At 64.0% G+C, this 18,647-nt stretch carries 14 protein-coding genes and 2 pseudogenes; 5 read left to right on the top strand and 11 right to left on the bottom strand.

The features are described 5' to 3' along the window. Window positions 1–10 precede the first annotated feature (10 nt). On the top strand, window positions 11–1,645 hold the full coding sequence (locus D3242_RS14815; protein WP_064980590.1) for a tetratricopeptide repeat-containing sulfotransferase family protein: 1,635 nt from the start codon (window positions 11–13) through the stop codon (window positions 1,643–1,645). A 144-nt stretch (window positions 1,646–1,789) separates the two neighbouring features. Here the strand turns inward: D3242_RS14815 and D3242_RS14810 are convergent, their stop codons facing one another. From D3242_RS14810 to D3242_RS33280, 10 genes and pseudogenes are all read right to left on the bottom strand, one after another. Further along, window positions 1,790–2,143, bottom strand: a complete 354-nt coding sequence (locus D3242_RS14810) for a DUF1428 domain-containing protein (protein ID WP_038649055.1) — start codon at window positions 2,141–2,143, stop codon at window positions 1,790–1,792. A 92-nt stretch (window positions 2,144–2,235) separates the two neighbouring features. Beyond that, complete coding sequence (locus D3242_RS14805) at window positions 2,236–2,658, bottom strand: VOC family protein (RefSeq protein WP_019860613.1); 423 nt, start codon at window positions 2,656–2,658, stop codon at window positions 2,236–2,238. A gap of 160 nt (window positions 2,659–2,818) precedes the next feature. Then, entirely contained in the window at window positions 2,819–3,004 is a 186-nt protein-coding gene (locus tag D3242_RS14800) for a hypothetical protein (RefSeq protein ID WP_064980589.1), read from the bottom strand. Between the two features lie 133 nt (window positions 3,005–3,137). Then, the gene (locus D3242_RS14795; RefSeq protein ID WP_019860611.1) at window positions 3,138–3,437 is read right to left on the bottom strand and encodes a HigA family addiction module antitoxin; all 300 of its coding nucleotides are present in this window, start codon (window positions 3,435–3,437) and stop codon (window positions 3,138–3,140) included. A 12-nt stretch (window positions 3,438–3,449) separates the two neighbouring features. Then, window positions 3,450–3,731 (bottom strand): annotated as a pseudogene (locus D3242_RS14790) (type II toxin-antitoxin system RelE/ParE family toxin). 117 nt (window positions 3,732–3,848) lie between these two features. Continuing rightward, window positions 3,849–5,373 (bottom strand): annotated as a pseudogene (locus tag D3242_RS14785) (ABC-F family ATP-binding cassette domain-containing protein). A gap of 248 nt (window positions 5,374–5,621) precedes the next feature. Next, complete coding sequence (locus tag D3242_RS14780; RefSeq protein WP_064980588.1) at window positions 5,622–6,527, bottom strand: DMT family transporter; 906 nt, start codon at window positions 6,525–6,527, stop codon at window positions 5,622–5,624. Between the two features lie 293 nt (window positions 6,528–6,820). Continuing rightward, window positions 6,821–9,979, bottom strand: coding sequence for an excinuclease ABC subunit UvrB (uvrB, locus tag D3242_RS14775; RefSeq protein ID WP_064980587.1), 3,159 nt, complete (start codon window positions 9,977–9,979; stop codon window positions 6,821–6,823). 126 nt (window positions 9,980–10,105) lie between these two features. Next, on the bottom strand, window positions 10,106–11,734 hold the full coding sequence (locus D3242_RS14770) for a DUF2778 domain-containing protein (RefSeq protein ID WP_064980586.1): 1,629 nt from the start codon (window positions 11,732–11,734) through the stop codon (window positions 10,106–10,108). Window positions 11,735–11,947: 213 nt separating this feature from the next. Continuing rightward, a complete protein-coding gene (locus tag D3242_RS33280) occupies window positions 11,948–12,151 on the bottom strand; it encodes a hypothetical protein (protein ID WP_147377462.1) in 204 nt (67 codons plus the stop codon). A gap of 101 nt (window positions 12,152–12,252) precedes the next feature. On the opposite strand from D3242_RS33280, the gene D3242_RS14760 reads away from it, so the two are divergent. The 4 genes from D3242_RS14760 to D3242_RS14745 are packed head-to-tail and all read left to right on the top strand — an operon-like array spanning window position 12,253 to window position 17,144. Next, window positions 12,253–13,122 carry a protein-L-isoaspartate O-methyltransferase family protein gene (locus tag D3242_RS14760; protein ID WP_038649039.1) on the top strand — a complete coding sequence of 290 codons (870 nt, stop codon included), beginning with the start codon at window positions 12,253–12,255 and terminating at the stop codon, window positions 13,120–13,122. A 54-nt stretch (window positions 13,123–13,176) separates the two neighbouring features. Continuing rightward, window positions 13,177–15,885 carry a hypothetical protein gene (locus D3242_RS14755; protein ID WP_064980584.1) on the top strand — a complete coding sequence of 903 codons (2,709 nt, stop codon included), beginning with the start codon at window positions 13,177–13,179 and terminating at the stop codon, window positions 15,883–15,885. After that, on the top strand, window positions 15,885–16,820 hold the full coding sequence (locus D3242_RS14750) for a hypothetical protein (RefSeq protein WP_064980582.1): 936 nt from the start codon (window positions 15,885–15,887) through the stop codon (window positions 16,818–16,820). Before D3242_RS14755 ends, D3242_RS14750 begins: the two co-directional genes overlap by 1 nt. A gap of 33 nt (window positions 16,821–16,853) precedes the next feature. Next, window positions 16,854–17,144, top strand: coding sequence for a hypothetical protein (locus tag D3242_RS14745; protein WP_019860599.1), 291 nt, complete (start codon window positions 16,854–16,856; stop codon window positions 17,142–17,144). Window positions 17,145–17,250: 106 nt separating this feature from the next. On the opposite strand, the gene D3242_RS14740 is transcribed toward D3242_RS14745, so the two are convergent. Beyond that, window positions 17,251–18,513 (bottom strand): hypothetical protein, encoded by a 1,263-nt coding sequence (locus D3242_RS14740; RefSeq protein WP_064980580.1) that lies wholly within the window; start codon window positions 18,511–18,513, stop codon window positions 17,251–17,253. Window positions 18,514–18,647: the final 134 nt, after the last annotated feature.

Here is an 18,647-nt window from a genome sequence, read left to right as displayed (position 1 = left end):
CGACCAGTATGTGCAGCAGGCCCTGCAACTGCACCAGGCCGGGCGCCGGCAAGAGGCAGAATCGATCTACCGGCAAGTCTTGGCGCGCCAGCCCAAACACGCGGCGGCCGCGCATTTCCTGGGGCTGCTGCTGCACCAGACCGGGCGCAGCGAAGAAGGGTTGGATCTCATCGAGCGGTCGGTGAGCCTGCAGCCGACGAATGCCGATTTCCTCAACAATTTCGGTACGGTGATGCGCGATCTCGGCCGCGTGGCCGCGGCAATCGACTTTTTCCGCGGCGCGGTGGATCTGCGGCCGGAGCAGCTCGCCGCGCGCGACAATCTCGGCTCGTCGCTGAAGCAGCTCGGCCGGTTCGAGGAGGCCGAAGAGATCTATCGCGGCACGGTCGCTCGCAATCCCTTCCATGTGCGCGCCCGCATCGGGCTTGCCGAAACCCTGCAGGAAGCCGGACGGCTGGACGAGGCGCTGGCTGTCTTCCGCGAGTCACTGACCATCCGCCCCAAGGATGCCGACCTGCTGCATGGGCTGGGCGTCGGAATGATGGAAAAGGGCAAGCTCGACGAGGCGGCCGACCTGTTCCGGCAGGCGCTGGCGGTCAACCCGGGCATGGCAACGGCCTGGCTGATGCTGACGCAGGTCAAGCGCCAGAAGGAGCGCGACGCCGAATTGTCCGGCATGGAAGCCCAGCACGCCAAGGCGCCGCAAGACAGCCTGGCGCGCATGCAATTGTCGTTCGGCCTCGGCAAGGCCAATGACGATCTGAAGGACTATGAGAAGGCCTTCGACTATTTTGCCGAAGGCAACGCCATTCGCCGCAAGGGGATCAACTATGATCCCGTCAGGACGCACGAGGAATTCGCGGCGATGAAGACGGTGTTCGATGCCGGCTTCTTCGAAAGGCACAGACCGAGCCCGATCACCGATGACGCGCCGATCTTCGTCGTCGGCATGCCGCGTTCGGGCACGACGCTGGTCGAGCAGATCATCGCCAGCCATCCGCAGGTCTATGGCGCGGGCGAGCTCAGCATCCTGAAGAACGCGGTCGGCAAGCAGTTCCCAGCGACCATGCCGGGTGGCTTTCCGTGGGGCGTATCGGATACGGACGATGCGGATTTCGCCGAGGCGGGCCAGGCCTATCTCGACATGCTGCATGCCCGCTATCCGCATGTCAGCCACGTCACCGACAAGATGCCGGGCAACTTCCTGCTTGTCGGCTTCATCCACATGATGATGCCGAAGGCCAAGATCATCCACTGCGCCCGCGATGCGGCGGCAACCTGCCTGTCGATCTACAAGGTGCATTTCCGCGGCGACAGCCACCGCTACGGCTACGATCTCGGCGAGCTCGCCGACTTCCACAATCTCTACACCGACATCATGGCGCATTGGCACAAGGTGCTGCCCGGCGTCGTGCATGATGTGCGCTACGAGGATTTCGTCGCCGACCAGGAAGGGCAGAGCCGGGCGCTGATCGAGTATCTCGGCCTGCCGTGGGACGATGCCGTGCTGTCGTTCCACGAGACCGACCGGCCGGTGCGCACGGCTTCCGCCGCGCAGGTGCGCCAGCCGATGTATCAAGGCTCGGTCGACCTGTGGAAGCGCTATGGGGACCGGCTGAAGCCGCTGCTCGACAAGCTGGACTGAGATTGAGGTGAGGCCGGCCTGCGAACGGCGGTTCCCTGCGCTTCCGGTACTCACGTACTTAAGTACGTTCCGTTCCGGTTCTCGGAAACCACCATTCTCGGCTCGGTCTGACCTCAATCTCAACCAATCTTGGGGCAGAGCAATTCAAAGCTCGATGAAGGGCTGGAAGCCGCCGAAGATCATGCGCTTCATATCGAAGGGCATGGGTCCCAAATCGGGTGTCAAACGCGGATCGGCCATCACCTTGGCCATAACCGCGTCGCGGCTCTGCCTGGATTCATAGAGCGCCCAGGCGAAGACGACGATCTCGTCGTCCTTTGCCTGAACGGCACGCGGAAACGAGGTCAGTTCGCCATGGGGCACGTCGTCGCCGATGCATTCGACATAGGCGAGCGCGCCGTGTTCCATCCAAATGGGGCCTGCGAGGTTGGCCAGCTTCTTGTAGTCGTCGAGTTTGGCCTTTGGCACGGCAAGCACGAAACCGTCGACATAGGACATGTGACCTCCTTTGCTGAAAAACGAGCGCCGGGTCGGCGGGGATGCGACCCGGCGCGGTGAGCGCGTCAACCCTGGCGGGCGACGCCTGCTCGCTACTTCACCGGCGCGTTCATCGCCCAGGCGACGCCGAACGGATCATTCAGCTGGCCCCAGCGGTCGCCCCAGAACATCACCTGCAGCGGCGTGACCACTTCGCAGCCGGCGTCGACGGCGCGCTGCCACCAGGTCTCGATGTCGCCATCGTCGAGATGGAGCTGCAGCGTGTAGCCTTGCGCCGCCTTATGCGGATGGCCGTGCTCGGGATAGGCATCGCAAAGCATCAGCGTCGAGCCGTTGACGTGGAGATGAATGTGCATGGTACGGCCCTGCTCGTCGGCCGGGTAGGCAAAGACCTGCTTGGCGCCAAAGGCCTTCTTGTAGAAATCGGCGGCCTTGAAGGCGCCGTCCACCTGCAGATAAGGCGTCAATCCGCCGAGCACTTCTGCCCTGGGCTGAATGGGGGTCTGGTCAGTCATGTCTCGCTCCTCTTTGCGTTCGGCTTGGCCTAGCGAACCACAGGACGCACGAGGTGACGGCAATCCTACATGGCCGCGAAATTTTTTTTGCGGGCCGGGCCCGGACGGACCGGGCAGCCGGCGGGTTTGAGGGGCAATCGCATGGACAGGCTGGTCGCGGTCATATGACCTTTGCCGAGAAGGTTGTTGCACGACGGCTGTTGTTCTGCGCGTCGAAGAGTTCCGGGAAGCCGATGTCCTTGCGCAATTCGGCTGGCAGCGAGAGCAGGATGCGTTCGCTGCGATGGCGGGCACGTGCCGCCGCATATTGGGTTGCGATGCGACCGATGGATGAAAGGACCGACATGATGTTCTCTCCCTGGGTTGATGCCGGCATCATCGTGTCGGCATCCCAAGGACGCGGCAGGTTCAGGCGATCCGACAGGGCGCTGGATCTTTTTTCGAGCAGCTTGAGACCGGCTGTTCCAGCGCGGTTTAATTCAGGCAGCTGTGTCCAAGCGCTCGATCGTTTCAAGGTCGGCTTTCTTGGCCTCTCCCTCTACGGCAAGGTCGTAGCTCGCCTGCATGTTCATCCAGAATTGCGGCGTGGTTCCGAAAAACTTGGCAAGGCGTAGCGCGGTGTCGGGCGTTACCGGTGTCGCCTCGCTTGCCAGGCGCTCGATGCGCGTGCGCGGCACATGCAGCTTTTTGGCTAGCGTGTAAGGCTTCAGGCCAAGCGGGACGAGGTATTCCTCTCGAAGGATTTCTCCGGGATGAATGGGAGGGTTGATGTTCAGCATTTGAGACCTCCTTCAATGGTAGTCAGTTATTTCGACATCCTCAGCCTGCCCGTCCACCCAGCGAAAGCAGATGCGAAACTGGTCGTTGATGCGGATCGAATGCTGACCGGCACGGTTGCCCTTCAAGGGCTCGAGCCTGTTGCCTGGGGGAGTCTTCAGGTCCGACAACTCGGTCGCGTTGTCGATCATGAACAGTTTCCGCTGGGCCGATCAAACAAGGTCCGACGGGAAGCCCTTTGGAGACTTGCCATTCGAAACGGCCTCGCTGGTCTTGTCCTTGAACGAGCGTATCATCAGTCGAATCCAAGAAACGTACCATGGCATGATACGTTTCGGGAGTCAACGATACGTCTCATGAAATGATACGAAATTCTGGCCTGCCGACGGCAAGCCGGAATTCTGCCTCGCCGCTCAGCCGCCGGCTTCGGCCACCTCGCGGAAAAAGCCCTCGGGGTCTTCGACCTCCGTCAGCTTCCGCTTCTCGATCAGCCAGAAGCGGTTGCCTATGGCGCGGATGAAGGAGCGGTCGTGCGAGGCGAGCACGCAGCTTGCCTGGTGCTTCAGCAATTCCTCCTCCAGCGCTTCCTGGCCATCGATGTCGAGATGGTTGGTCGGCTCGTCGAGCAGATAGAAGTTGGGGTTGGCGAGCCTGAGCGCCAGCATCATCAGCCGCGCCTTCTGGCCGCCGGACAGCACGCCGATCCTTTTCTCCTGCATCTCGATGACCACGCCGGCGCCGGCAAGCAGCGAGCGGGCGCGCTGTTCGCCGACCTCGTAGCGGCACGAGACCATCGCCAGCGGCGTGTCGTCGCCGCTGATGCCCGACAGCGCCTGATCGCTGTAGCCGAGCACCGTCGATGGCGTCACCTTCACATTCGCGATCGTTTCGGGTTCGGCGATGGCGTTGCGGATCATGCTGACGAAGCGCGACTTGCCCACACCATTGCGGCCGAGCAGCACGATACGGGCGCCCTGGCAGATATGGCGCTTGCCGGTCCTGAACAGCAGCGTGCCGTCGGGCGTTTCCACCGCCAGGTCGTCGAGCGTGATCAGCACCTTGGCGTGGGTGCCGCGATTGGCAAGCCGGATCGCTCCGGCCGACTTCTCGCGATGTGCCGATACCGCTGCCTCTTCGAGCTTCTCCGCCCGTTCCCGGAGCTGCTTGGTTTTCACCACCAAAAGGTCGCTGCCGGAATTGATGCCGATATTGTTGAGCTTGGCGGCCTGCTTTCGCAGCTGCTGGGCGATCTTCATGTCGCGCTCGAATTTTCGCGCTGTCGAGGCGTCGACCTCGTCGAGCGCCTGCCTGGCGCGGGAGTAGGGCAGCGCAAACACCGGCGATTGTTCCGGGCGCAGGAACAGCGTCCTGTTGGTGGTGGCGTCGAGGAAGGCGCGGTCATGGCTGGCGATGACGACGGGCACGTCGCGCGGCAGCGCATTCAGCCAACTTTCCAGCTGGCTGATGCGGGCAAGGTCGAGATGGTTGGTCGGCTCGTCGAGCAGCAGCACGTCGGGATCGGTCACCCAGACACGGGCGATCAGCGCCAGCCGCTGCCAGCCGCCGCTCAGCGCCTGCATTTCCCGCTCGCGCATCGTCTCGGGCACGTCGAGAGAATCCAGCACTACGTCGACGCGCCACATCTCGCTTTCGGCCTGCTCCGGCGGCAAGGCGTCGGCCACCACCTGATGAAAGGTGCGGCCGAGAAGGGCAGGGGGAACCGATTGCTCGACATGGCCGACGCGCAAGCCGCGCGTGCGGGTGATGTCGCCTGATGTCGGCTCCATCTCGCCGGTCAGGCATTTGAGCAGGGTCGACTTGCCGGCCATTGGCGGCAACGATGCCGAGACGGTCGCCGGCGCCGATGGTGAGGTCGAGGTTTGCGAAGAGCGGCGCACTCATGGTGACGCCGAGGGATTTGAGGCTGATCAGGGCCATTTGGATTTCTCTGGTCTTGCCGGAAACAACTCCGGATGCACTTTGACGGTGCGCGTGCTGGCCATCAGGCTCGGCGTTGCGGCACCACGAAGGGCAGACCAAAAAATCGAAGCGGGAAAAACCCGGACCGTCCCTGGTCAGCCCTGCAAGCTGGCTTGCAGGGCAGAAATCGGGCCACGCTGACGATGGTGACGATGAAACGTGAACACGTGAGCCCTCCTTTCAAGACGTTCGAGTGTGCGAAGCGATTACACCAAAGGCGGGGCGGATGGCAAGGCCGCCGCTTTCGCCCGGCGCGGGAACGGATCCAGCACCAATATGCAGCCGCCGATGATCGCCACCGCGCCGAAGGCCTGGATGATTGTCAGCGACTCGCCAAGCATGATGGTGCCAACCAGTACGGCGATCGTGGTCACTGCGAATTCGACGCTGATCGTCCTGGTCGCGCCGATGCTGGCCACCAGCCGGAAATAGACGACATAGGTCAGCGCGCTCATCACGCAAGCGAGAAGGACGAGATAGAGGAAATCGACAGGACGCGGCATGGCCGGCACCGGCACGGCCAGCAGCAACGGCAGCGTCATCAGCCCGCCGAACAGGAAGGCGGCGCCGGTGAGTTCGAACGAGCCGGCCGAGCGCAGATGGCGATTGGCGTAGTTGCTGCCGAAGGCGGCGGAGAAGGAGCTGAACAGCGAGGCGGCGCAGCCGAATGCGAAGGACGGCGTGATCGGCACCGAAGGGAAGCCGACCAGGACCACGATACCCGCGGCGCCGAGCAGCAAGCCGGCAAGCCCGCGAACGGTGATGCGCTCGAGCCCCCATAACTGGCCAAGGATCATCGAGAACAGCGGGATCGCGGCAACGAGGATGGCCGCCATCGCCGTGCCGATACGCGGCGTGGCGTAGGACAAGCCGATCAGCTGCGCCGCGACGGTCGTCGCGCCGACGATGGCGACGTGCCCCCAGCCGGCGCTGAAATCGAGCCGTCGCCGCGTTGCCGCCGCCAGCAGGAAGAGCGTGATGCCGGCGATCAGCGAGCGCAAGGTGACCGCGCCGACCCAGCCGAATGCGTGCACCACCTTGAGCAGCACGAGGAACGAAAGGCCCCAGGTGACGGCAAGGAAGGCGTAGGCGGCGATGTCCCTGGGTTTCATGAGGTGGGGGCGGATGGGAGCTTTGCTGGCAGAGGCAGGATTGCAGCCGTGCTATCGCTTCCACCGCCTGGCGGCAAGCGCGAGCGCATAGTCCAGAGGCTGTTCCGACTCAAGGTGCGCCGATGGAGCGTTTTCCTTCTCCCCTTGTGGGAGAAGGTGGCCTCGCGAAGCGAGGTCGGACGAGGGGTGATCCAGGGAACACCAACGCCTCATTCTGCTGGAACACCTCTCAACCGTCTCGGCGCTGGCGCGCCGATCCACCTTCTCCAACAGGGGGGAGAAGGAAGAGGCCGCTACTTCCCCGGCCTGCCCGTTTTCCCGGGCCGGCGCTTCTCCCGACGCGCGTCGCCTGGGTCCTCGTAGGAGCCGATGCCGGTGCGCTGGCGGATGATCGGTTTTTCGTCGCGATCCTTCGCGTCTATCCTGCCGGCTCCCACAGGGGGGGAGATCGGCTGGGGCTTCGCCGGCACTTTTCCCTCGACCGGTTTTTCCGTACGCCGCACGGTCATCTCGTCGAGCGAGTTCTTCTTGAACAGCGGCTTGACCGGCTCGCCGGGAATGCCGAAGTCGGAGCCGTGCGCTTCGGACGCCGACTGCTTCTTGAACAGCGAGCGCGACACCGCACCTGCCGGTGTCGGCATGTCGGTGCCAGGCCCCATGTCGTCGATCGAGGGTTTGGCGAACAGCGGTTTCTTCACCGGCACGGCGCTGTCGGCACCCATCTCGTCGAGATCAGGCTTGCGGAAAAGGTTGGGCCGGGCAGCTCTGGCGGCCTCTTCGGCGGCACGTGCCTCGTCGAGCTTGCGGAAACGCTCCTGTTCCTCCGCCGTGCGATGCTTGGCCACACCCTTGTTGTGCTTGCCCTTTTCGCGGCCCGAGACCGGGCTTTCCATGTCGGCGTATTTGGCCAGCGGGTCTTCGGAGATGGACAGTTCCATCTCGCGCAGCCGCTTGATCTCGTCGCGGATGCGGGCAGCCTTCTCGAAGTCGAGATTGGCGGCGGCGTCGCGCATCTGTTTCTCCATCGCGTCGAGATGCGCCTTGAGGTTATTGCCCATCATGGCGCCGGCGCTGTCGGTGAACTGCGAGATGTCGGCGCGGACATGGTCCTTCTCGTAGACCGAGTCGAGAATGTCGGAGATGCGCGACTTCACCGATTCCGGCGTGATGCCATTGGCGGCGTTCCATTCCATCTGCTTTTCGCGGCGGCGGTTGGTCTCGGCCATCGCCCGCTCCATCGAACCGGTGACCTGGTCGGCATAGAGGATGACCTTGCCGTCAACGTTACGGGCAGCGCGGCCGATGGTCTGGATCAGCGAGGTTTCCGAGCGCAGGAACCCTTCCTTGTCGGCATCGAGAATGGCGACGAAGCCGCATTCGGGAATGTCCAGGCCTTCGCGCAAAAGGTTGATGCCGACCAGCACGTCGAAAGCGCCGAGGCGCAGATCGCGCAGGATCTCGATGCGCTCCAGCGTGTCGATGTCGGAGTGCATGTAGCGTACGCGCACGCCTTGTTCGTGCAGGTATTCGGTCAGGTCCTCGGCCATGCGCTTGGTCAGCACCGTGACCAGCGTGCGGTAGCCGGCCTTGGTCGTTTCGCGGATCTCGCCGACGACATCGTCGACCTGGCTTTTGGCCGGGCGCACCTCGACCGGCGGGTCGATCAGGCCGGTCGGGCGGATAACCTGTTCGGCGAAGACGCCGCCGGACTGTTCCATTTCCCAGCCGCCGGGCGTCGCCGAAACGGCGACGGAGAGCGGACGCATGGCGTCCCATTCCTCAAAGCGCAGCGGCCGGTTGTCCATGCAGGAGGGCAGACGGAAGCCATATTCGGCCAACGTCGCCTTGCGCCGGAAGTCGCCGCGATACATGCCGCCGATCTGCGGGACGGTGACGTGGCTTTCGTCGATGAACACCAGCGCATTGTCGGGAATGTATTCGAACAAGGTCGGCGGCGGATCGCCCGGCTGGCGGCCGGTGAGATAGCGCGAATAGTTCTCGATGCCGGCGCAGGAGCCGGTGGCTTCCAGCATTTCGAGGTCGAAGCGGGTGCGCTGTTCCAGCCGCTGCGCTTCCAGCAGGCGGCCGGCGCGCTCCAGTTCGACCAGACGCTGCTTGAGCTCTTCCTTGATCGACTTGATCGCTTGGTTCAGCGTCGGGCGCGGCGTCACATAGTGGGAGTTGGCGTAGATCTTGACGCTCTTCAGCTCGCCGGTCTTCTGGCCGGTCAGCGGGTCGAATTCGGTGATCTGCTCGATCTCGTCGCCGAACATCGAGATCCGCCAGGCGCGGTCTTCAAGGTGGGCCGGGAAGATCTCGATCGTGTCGCCGCGCACGCGGAACGAGCCGCGCACGAAATTGATGTCCTGCCGCTTGTATTGCTGGGCGACGAGGTCGGCGAGCAGAGCGCGCTGGTCGAGCCGGTCGCCGATCTGCATCTGGAAGGTCATCGCCGTATAGGTCTCGACCGAACCGATACCGTAGATGCAGGACACCGAGGCGACGATGATGACGTCGTCGCGTTCGAGCAGCGAGCGCGTCGCCGAATGGCGCATGCGGTCGATCTGTTCGTTGATCGAGGATTCCTTCTCGATGAAGGTGTCGGTGCGCGGAACATAGGCTTCCGGCTGGTAGTAGTCGTAGTAGGAGACGAAATACTCCACCGCATTGTCGGGGAAGAATTTCTTGAACTCGGAATAGAGCTGCGCGGCCAGCGTCTTGTTCGGCGCCAGGATCAGGGCAGGACGCTGCGTCTCCTCGATCACCTTGGCCATGGTGAAGGTTTTTCCCGAGCCGGTGACGCCGAGAAGCACCTGGGTGCGGTCATTGTTGTCGACGCCTTCGACAAGGTCCTTGATGGCGGTCGGCTGGTCGCCCGCCGGCTCGAAGTCCGACACCATCTTGATGGCGATGCCGCCTTCCGACTTTTCCGGCCGGGCAGGGCGGTGCGGCGTCCACAACACGCCGTCCTTGTGCAGCGGATTGCCGGATTCGATCAGCGCCGACAGGGCGGCCACCGTGGCGGTGACGCCACTGGAGGTCATCGTCTCGGCTTCTTCCAGCGAGATGTCGAGGCCGGCGACCGGATTGAGGCCGGCTGCGGTGCGCTCCCTGGCTGTCGCCGCGCCACCCATCGAGGTACCGCGCGCGGTGCGGCCGGGGGAGGTCGAGCGCTCGGGAATCTTTTTCGCCGCCTTCGGCGCTTTGCCGCCGTCGCCCTTGCCGGCCTGGCGCCCTTCGCGCTCCGCCTCCTGCTCGATCTGCTCGGCCCAGTCGGCGATCGAACCGGTCAGCGGCGTGCCCGACAGTTCGGCCTGCGGCATCTCGGCGAAGCCGCCTCTGTGCAGCGGTTCCGAGGCGTCGAGGAAATCGGTCAGCGGGCTGCGCCGCTTCGGCGCGGCGCGGTCGTCATTCGCCGTCGGCGGCGTTCTTTTCTCGGGGGATTTGGCCATGCCCCGAATATGGGAGGTCTTGGCGAAAATGGAAAGAGCGCGATGCGGTGGGGCGCATGCCTCGATGCGGCTCCTGACAGAAGGCTGTCAGGAGAAGGCAATTGCCGAGGGGGTACCTGCCCGCGGTCAGGCGCCGCGGGCGTTGTCCGTCGCCACCTGGGTCGGCGATCCGTTGAGGCGCGGGACCACGACGAGACGTGTGACCTTGCCCTTCTTGAAGGCGGCGAGGAAGCGGGCATAGTCCCTGAAGACGACGCAGCCATTGGACTCGGCGCGGCCGCCGCGCAGCATGTAGGTATGGGCGAGCAGGCCGTCGCGGTTGTATTTGTTGCCACCGCCGACCGGAGTCAGGCGCAGGGCCTCGACGCCATGGAAGCGCGATTCACGCAGCGACAGATTATAGGTGTTAGGCGGCGTCGGGCCACGATCCTTCACGTGGACATAGCGCGGCTGGTCGACCATGGCGCCGAGGCCGGAATGCGCCTCGAGCCGCTGGCCGTCCGGCATGTAGACGGTCTTGGCGCTGATGTCATAGACGGCGACGCCGTGGCCGGCTCCGCTTCCGCCGCTTGGTCCGTTGAAAAGATTCCTGAACGCCTGGCCAAGGCCGCCCGACGGCGTATCCGGCTTGGCATAGGCCAGCACATCGCCGCCCTCGCCAGACCGGCCGGCCCGGGCAGGCCTTGTGGGCTGGGCTTGCTGGACCGGCTTTGCCTGCGGCGCCGGCTTCTGCTGCGCGATCTTGGGCTGAGCAAACTTGGGCTGCGGCGCCGGCTCATCCTGTTCCACCACGGCCTTTGGCTGCCGCGGCGCGTCGTATTGCGGGCGGCGGGTCGGCAGCGGCACGTCGTCGGTCAGCGCATCCGGCAGCGAAGCGGCGTCGCCGGGCTGTTGCGGCTGGGTCTCGGCAGGTGCAATCGCGACATCGGCGGAGGATTCGGTCATCGGCAGCGGCGAGGCGAATGCTTCGTCCTCGACCGGCAGGGACTGGACGAGGGCCAGGGCCAGCTGCGTGTTGTCAGGCGTCTGCGACTGGGCGAGGCCCATCGGCGCCGGCGCGGTCTGGACGACGCCGGTATCGGCACGGGCAAAGCGTTCCGCCACGGGAGCCGGCATGTCGCTCGACAGGCTGGCCATCACTTGGACCGACGGAACTAGCGACGCCTCGGTAATCTGCGGTGCGGCCTGGGAAATCACCGGGCGGGCGTCGGCCGTGGCGACGGGCTTGCCGGCGCCGGCAAAGGCGGCGGCGAGCTTGGTCGGCGACAGCGACGCCTCCATGCGGTCGAAGCGCTCCTGCGCCTTCGACTTCAAGATTGGCTGTTCGGGTCTTGCATGGATCGTGAGGCGCGCGGATTTCTCACCCAGCGGGCTCACACGGGCCAGCTTGAAGCAGCTAGCGCCGCATTGCACGGCATGGTCATGCAGGGCCCGGGCGCCGCCATGGGCATTGGCCAGCGCGAACGGCGCCGAAGACCTCAGGAAATGCTGTTTCAGCGGATCGGCCATCGCCAGCGAGCCCGGCATGGCCAGGGTCTGGGGCAGGCCGCTCGATGTCGCCGACAGCGAGGCGCCGACGGAACTGAGGCCGGCCATGGTGCCGATCAGCCAGAGGCCGACGGCGGCGCTGGCACCGGGCACCGCGATCCAGCGGACGATCCGTTTCGGGTTGAAGGAAGGGGTGCGCTGCGCATCGACGAACTCGCCGCCCTCGCGCTGGTCCCGGATTATTTTGTGTTTACTCGACAACGCCATGCAACCAATCTCGCTCCAATCGGTTTTCCCCGTACGTGGCCTTGTCAGCCGCGACGACCATTCTGCGAGTGATCCCAGGGTGGTCCCCGACGCGTTTGCCGCGCCTGTCGTTGATTGCCGATTGCTTCAAAATATGGACAAAGTTGGTTAACCAATCCCTCTCAAAACCAACCGAGAGACGTGGACTTTGTGCCAAAAAAGGCTCGTCCACGATCATGCACGCGGTATTTCAGCCCTTCCGATACTGGTTTGCTGCCTGTTTTTGCCGACCGAGTCAAGCAAAACAGCCATTGCTAATATAAGACAACGCCGCCCCGGCGAGCCCTGCGGCAATGCGGCGCGCCGTTCCTCGGTCCTGAAAAAGCCGATGGCATCGACAAAACTGTTGCCCGCTTGCCACATTTTTTCGGCCTGCACGGTCGTCCCTCGACGCCCATTGACTCGTTTTGGGAGGCGGTGCAATCGGGTTGAAGTGCTTGGTTTTGGGGTGGCAAAGGCCACTTTTGGAGGCTTTTTCCATGAAGCGTCGGGATTTCTTGACGCTGTCGGCGGGTGCGGCGGCGTTCTCCATTCTTCCAGCCACGGTCAGGGCCAACGTGCCCGTGCCCTACGACCGCAACGCCGAAGTGCCGTTCAACGACAAAAAATCGTTCATCGACTGGATGGTGGCCAATCGCGGCGAGGATCCGAAGTTCTTGGCGCAGCGATTCGATCGCTTCCAGATCATGGTCTACAACAAGGACGTGCTGGACGATCGCAACAAGCGCGCCTTTCTTTTGACACCGCGCGAGGAATTCGTGCTGCCGCAGAATCTGGGCCGCGCCTACGACCATGCCTTCCTCGACATCGGCTATGGCGTGACGATTTCGGGTCCGCACCTGGTCGGGCGGATGACGACGTCGATCGACGTGCAGTTCGGCGAGGCGGTGCTCGAGATCGGCACTGGCTCGGGCTACCAGTCGGCCTATCTCGCCAACCTTACCGACAAGGTGCACACGATCGAGATCATCAATCCGCTGGCGCAGCGCACGCGGCGCACCTATGACGGGCTGGTCGAGCGCGGCTACAGTGAGTTCGGTTCGGTCACCAGCCGCAATGCCGACGGCTATTATGGCTGGGACAGCGTCGGCCCGTTCGACAAGATCATCGTCACCTGCGGCATCGACCACATCCCGCCGTCGCTGCTGCAGCAGCTGAAGCCCAATGGCGTGATGGTCATTCCGGTCGGCCCGCCGGGCGCGCAGCACGTGCTCAAGGTGACCAAGCAGCAGCTCGCCGACGGCACGTTCAACATCGTCCGCTCAGACATCTACAATGGCAAGGTGGTGCCGTTCGTGCCGTTCACCAAGCTGGAAGGCGACCAGATCGTCGGCACGCATAACGGCTGAGCTGCCGTGCCGGTCCAAGCCTGTCGGGCTAAACTGCCGCATCAAGGGGCCTGAATGACGGCTGTTGTATCGACCTCTCGACCTAGCATCGCCTCGCTGGAGGCGCCACGGCTCGCGCATTACCTCGCTGTCGGGCTGATCGCCGGCGCCATCATCGCGCTGCAGATCGCTGTCATGCGCGTGTTCGCCGTCGGCAGCTGGTCGCATTTCGGTTCGCTGGTGGTCAGCCTTGCCATGCTCGGCTTTTCGCTGTCCAGCGTCGTCATCTTCGCCGGCAAGGGCTGGTTCGACCGCCACTGGCAAGGTGCCGCCACCGCGGCCCTGCTGCTGATCGGCCCGCTCGCCGTGGGCTCCAACCTGGTCGCCCAGACGGTGCCGTTCAACGCCATCTTCCTGGTTTCCGACCCGGCGCAGAAATGGCGGCTGCTCGCCAATTTTCTGCTCTATCTCCTGCCGTTCCTGGCCGGTGCGTTCTTCCTCGGCATCGTCTTCCTGAAAAGCCGCACCGCCTTCGGCCGCGTCTATTTCGCCGACCTCACCGGTTCGGGGCTCGCCGGCCTCGCCGTGCTGGTGTCGCTCTATCTGTTCGCGCCGGAAACCATCATCGTCGTGCCGCTGCTGTTGTGGGCAGCCGGCTCGCTGCTGTGGTTCTTCGCATTCGGCGCCTGGAAGAGCGTCGTCGCCGGCGTGGCCGTGGCGGCGCTGTCGATATCAGGCTATCTCATGCTGCCCAACCTGCTCGGCATCCCCGACATTGCCGTGTCGCAATACAAGGGCGTCGCCTATGCCCGCAACTTTCCGGACGGCAAGCGCATCTACCGCAGCGTCTCACCCTTCGGCGACCTGCAGGTCTATGCCAGTTCCTACATGCATTTCGCGCCGGGCCTGAGCGACAATGCCGCCTTCGGCATGCCTGAAGTGCCGGCCAACACCTATGTCGGCATGTATCGCGACGGCGATGGGCCGGAAGGCATCATGCGCAACCTGGCGCCGGCCGAGCAGGTCTATTTCCGCTATCTGCCGATGCATTATCCCTATGTCATCAAGGACAAGCCCAAGACATTCGTCGTGCAGTTCGGCGGCGGCATCTCCACGCAGGCCGCGCTCAATGCCGGTTCGACCTCGGTGACCGTCGCCGAGAGCAATCCGATGACATTGCGGGCGTTCCGCGACCCGGTGCTGAAGGACGTCACCGGCGATATCCTGGCCGAGCCGCGGCTCAAGGTCATCGATTATGACGGACGGCTGTTCCTCGCCAACACGAGCGAGCGGTACGACGTCATCGACCTCAGCCTCGCCGACAGTGTCGGCCTGTCCAATCCCGGCGGCTTCGCCATCTCGGAGAAATACGCCTACACGCGGGAAGCGATGCTGAGCTACATGCACGCACTGGCCGATGGCGGCGTGCTGTCGATCACCTTGTGGAACAAGGAAGAGCCGCCGAAATCGGTTCTGAAGCTCTATTCAACCGTCGCCGAGGCGGCGAAAACCTTCGACCCGCAGGGTGCCGCCAACGACATCTTCGCCGTGTCGAGCTATCTCTCGACCACGACCGTGCTGTTCAAGCGCGGCGGCTTCTCCGAGACCGAAATCAAGACGCTGCGCGACTACACCAAGTCGATGTCCTGGGAGGAAGTCTATTATCCAGGAATGATCTATGACGGTTCGGGCGCGCGAAAGGTACTCGACGATTACCGCGCCTCGATCTTCGGCAGCGGACAGGACGCGACGCTGACGCAGCAGCCGGCCGCCGGCGCGACCGCACCGGCCGACCCGACCGCACCGGCAAATCCTGATTGCGACCCGACGGCGCCGGCCGATCCGACGCTCGACGCCTGCGCGGGGGCCGGCGGCGATGCCGGCCCGCAAGTGCTGCCGGCGACGGAACTGCAGCGCATGACCTGGCACGCGCTTTTGACAGGCGGCTGGGAAAAACTTGCCGGCGACTACGTCTTCGACGCGCGGGCGCTGAGCAACGACCAGCCCTATTTCGCCGCCTATGTGAAGGTCGCCGATTTGCCGCGCACGCTTGACCGGCTCGACCTGTTCCAGGACGATTGGGGCTATCTCTTGATCTGGGCGACGCTCGGCATTGCCTGCATTACGGCGGCGTCGCTGGTGCTGCTGCCGGTCATCTTCGGCTGGCGCATCGTGTTCTCGCGCTCGCGCGGCAAGCTCGGGACCATCCTCTATTTCGCCTGTCTCGGCCTTGGCTACATCATGGTCGAGGTCGGGCTGATCAGCCGCTTCACCGTCGTGCTGGCCAACCCGACCGTGTCGGCCTCGGTGCTGATCTCCTCGATGCTGGTGTTTTCTGGCCTCGGCAGCCTGTTTGCCGAGCGCATCTTCGACCGCGCCAGGACGATGTTGCCGCTCGTGCTGCTGGCGGTGTGCGGGCTGCTGCTCGCCTATGGCTTCTATCTGTCGCCGGTGCTCGACCGGATCGGCGCCTATCCCTATGCGGTGCGCCTGCTGCTCTGCTTTCTCCTGGTGTCGCCGCCGGCCTTCCTGATGGGCATGCCGATGGCCACCGCCATGACCTGGCTGGCGCGGCTCGGCAAGGAGCATCTTTTCGTCTGGGCCTGGGGCATCAATGGCTGTTTCTCTGTCATCGGCTCGGCCGCCGTGCCGATCGTCGCCACCAGCTTCGGCTTAAGCGCCGTGCTGCAATGGGCGGCGATTGCCTATCTCATCGCCATTCCGGCCTTCTTCGCCGTGCTGTTGCCGTCGAAGGCGCCGTCCATCCGGCTGGTGGCGGCCTGATGCCGGACCGGCGCGCCATCGTCGCCGGATTGCTGGCCACGGCGATGTTTCCGGTGGCCAGCCAGGGGGCGCGCTTGCGCAAGGCCATCTCCACCATCGTGCCGTTCAAGGCATCGCCCTTTCCCTACTGGGGCAAGCTACCCGACGGCTCCGCGCCGTTTCTCGACGTCATGGCGGCGGACGGAAGGCGCGGCCACACCTCGCCGCGCGGCGGCATTTATTGGGAAGACGAGACCTATTCCGACCGCTCGACGCTGCTGGCCGTGCCGAAAGGGTTCGATCCGGCCAAGCCGGCGGTCATCGTGGTGTTCTTCCACGGCAATGGCGCCACCTTGCAGCGCGACGTGGTCGGCCGCCAGCGAGTGGTCGCGCAGGTCGAGGCGTCGGGCCTCAACGCCGTTCTGGTGGCGCCGCAATTCGCCAGCAACGCGCAGGATTCCAGCGCCGGTAATTTCTGGACGCCGGGCTATTTTGCCAAATTCATGGCCGAGGCTGCGCAAAGTATGGCCAGGCTGACCGGCGCCAAGGCGGCAAAGTTCGACGCCATGGCGGTGGTGCTGGTGGCCTATAGCGGCGGCTACAATCCGGCCGCTTCCATTCTCAGGAACGGCGACATCGGTGGACGCCTGCTCGGCGTCGTCCTGCTCGACGCCGTCTTCGACGAGGCCGACATTTTCGCCAGCTGGATCGCGCAGCACCGGCAGAGCTTCTTCGTCAGCGCCTATGGCAAATCCTCGGCCTCCGGCAATGCCGAAATCCGGCAGTTGCTGGCGGGCCAGGGCATCGCCGCCAGTCCCGATCCGCCGCGCCGCCTCGAAGCCGGCACCATCGCCTTGCTTGCATCCGATGCCGCCCATGACACGTTCGTCACCCGTGCCTTCGTCGGCAATCCGCTGCAGTGGCTGCTCGCCCGGTTGCACGGGTTCCCGCGCTAAGACCTTTTGGCACTCCAGTCCCAGTTCTTATCCATGCTTCTGATTGCTATTGTCATCGCCCAGATGTTGGATCCGCTGCGGATCCTGCTGGTCGGGATCGCCTATTTCCTCAGCCGGTCGGTTAAGCGGCCGGGCGTGGCCTGGCTGGGATTGTGCGCGGCGATTGTCGTCATCGCCGCTGCATTTCCGTTCGTTGTCCTTGGCCAATCCGGCGACATTGCCTGGACGACCACCGCGATCGGCGTGATATCGAACGCACTGATAGTAGCCGCCATGGCCGGGTTGCTGCGGCTCCAGCGATGGCTTTTCCAGCTTTTTGTTTGACGTAATTTCTGCGGGAAAACCGTTTCACGATTTTCCCGCAATTGCTGGCGGACCCGGCGGATACTGGGTTCCTTTCACCACTTGGCGAGGGCAGGGACCCAGGTTCTCAGTTAAACCACAGCGCGAACGTCAAAAACCCGCCGCCGCCGAATTCGCGCTGGATCTGGTCGAAATCCTCGCTGGTCAGGATCCTGCCGTTTTCCAGATAGGGCGCGATGCCAGGGCCGGTGATCGACAGCACCAGGTCGAAAGGCTTCGGCTCGTCGAAGAAGCGCTTCATGTTGATGCCTTTGCCGGTGATGCGGAAATGCGGCAGCAGCGCGCGGCCTTCGAGCAGGTCCTCCGCCATGCTCAAGGTGGCCAGCCAGGCCTGCACCTGCTCCTCGCCGACTTCGAGGCCGGTCAGCGGGTTCTCGCCCTTCTGCTGCGGCCCGGGCAGCCATTCGCGGTCATTGTCGGTCTCGGCGCGGATTGCCTTCCAGTCTTCGCGCGACAGCCGGATCATTTCGAGCAATTCCTGGCGTGCGGCCTTGCGGCGCTCCGGCTCGACCACCGGCCAGTTGATCATGTGCACCATCGAGATGAAATCGGCGATGCGCCACTCCGAGGAGAAGATGCTCGAGCCCATCTCGCTGGGCGGCGGCACCAGGATGTCCTGCAATGGCAGTTTGGCGCGCGGGAACAGCATGTGAAAGGAGCCGTCGAAAGTGGTTCTGAAATCATGCGCCAGCCAGAAATCGGCCTGCGCCATCAGGAACTCGGCATAGCCTCGCAGCCAATAGCCGTCGGCGCGGTCGAAACGGAAGGTCAGCACCGGTGCGCTATCGCCCTGCGAAATGCTGCCGTGCGACAGCGCGGCCATGATGGCCGCCATGCTTTCGTCCGGTGCGATCATGCCGTCCTCGTTGAGGTCGATGCCGACATGGGTGAGATCGATGACCATGCCGATATCGGCATCGGCATCGGCCGGCACCGAGCCCAGCGTCGCGGCGGATTTTGCCAGCCTGTCGCGGAACGCGACCAGTATGGCGCGGAACTCTTCGTAGGTCAGTGGCTCGGGATTGGGATTGGAGGGCACCGGCAGCTGCATCAGCGGCAGCATGAAGGATTGCGGGCTTTCGAAACCGTGGCGGTGCAGGCCGCTGGCGAGCAGTTCCAGTGCGGTGAAGAACTCACCGGCCCCGGCGGCAAAGGCCGATGCCGGATCTTTCGGTGCGGCGGCCTCCAGCGTCGACAGGGCGCTGTCGCGCGCGGCCACGGTCTTCGCCTCGAAAAGCGCGGTTGCCGCTTCGGGCATGGCGGCTTGCGCCGAAGACAGCGGCACAAGCAGAATGAATGCGGATGCCATCAGGCTTGCTATTCGTGTCATCTTTCCCTCCCAAGCATTTGTCGCCGACGACCATACACAGATTTGCGGCTATTTGCGGCGTCGCGCCCGTCAGCGCCGATGCGCTGTCCACATCGTTGCATGATTGTCGAGGGATGCGCTTCAACCCGCCCGGC

It is taken from the genome of Mesorhizobium jarvisii (genome assembly GCF_003601985.1).
Lineage (GTDB): Bacteria > Pseudomonadota > Alphaproteobacteria > Rhizobiales > Rhizobiaceae > Mesorhizobium > Mesorhizobium jarvisii.
This window is presented reverse-complemented; position numbering and strand designations above follow the sequence as displayed.

Bases quoted from the DNA above. Each gene is read 5' to 3' on its own strand.
- D3242_RS14810 (WP_038649055.1), bottom strand. From the start codon at position 2,143: ATGTCCTATGTCGACGGTTTCGTGCTTGCCGTGCCAAAGGCCAAACTC.
- D3242_RS14805 (WP_019860613.1), bottom strand. From the start codon at position 2,658: ATGACTGACCAGACCCCCATTCAGCCCAGGGCAGAAGTGCTCGGCGGA.
- D3242_RS14800 (WP_064980589.1), bottom strand. From the start codon at position 3,004: ATGTCGGTCCTTTCATCCATCGGTCGCATCGCAACCCAATATGCGGCG.
- D3242_RS14795 (WP_019860611.1), bottom strand. From the start codon at position 3,437: ATGCTGAACATCAACCCTCCCATTCATCCCGGAGAAATCCTTCGAGAG.
- D3242_RS14780 (WP_064980588.1), bottom strand. From the start codon at position 6,527: ATGAAACCCAGGGACATCGCCGCCTACGCCTTCCTTGCCGTCACCTGG.
- uvrB (WP_064980587.1), bottom strand. From the start codon at position 9,979: ATGGCCAAATCCCCCGAGAAAAGAACGCCGCCGACGGCGAATGACGAC.
- D3242_RS14770 (WP_064980586.1), bottom strand. From the start codon at position 11,734: ATGGCGTTGTCGAGTAAACACAAAATAATCCGGGACCAGCGCGAGGGC.
- D3242_RS14760 (WP_038649039.1), top strand. From the start codon at position 12,253: ATGAAGCGTCGGGATTTCTTGACGCTGTCGGCGGGTGCGGCGGCGTTC.
- D3242_RS14755 (WP_064980584.1), top strand. From the start codon at position 13,177: ATGACGGCTGTTGTATCGACCTCTCGACCTAGCATCGCCTCGCTGGAG.
- D3242_RS14750 (WP_064980582.1), top strand. From the start codon at position 15,885: ATGCCGGACCGGCGCGCCATCGTCGCCGGATTGCTGGCCACGGCGATG.
- D3242_RS14745 (WP_019860599.1), top strand. From the start codon at position 16,854: ATGCTTCTGATTGCTATTGTCATCGCCCAGATGTTGGATCCGCTGCGG.
- D3242_RS14740 (WP_064980580.1), bottom strand. From the start codon at position 18,513: ATGACACGAATAGCAAGCCTGATGGCATCCGCATTCATTCTGCTTGTG.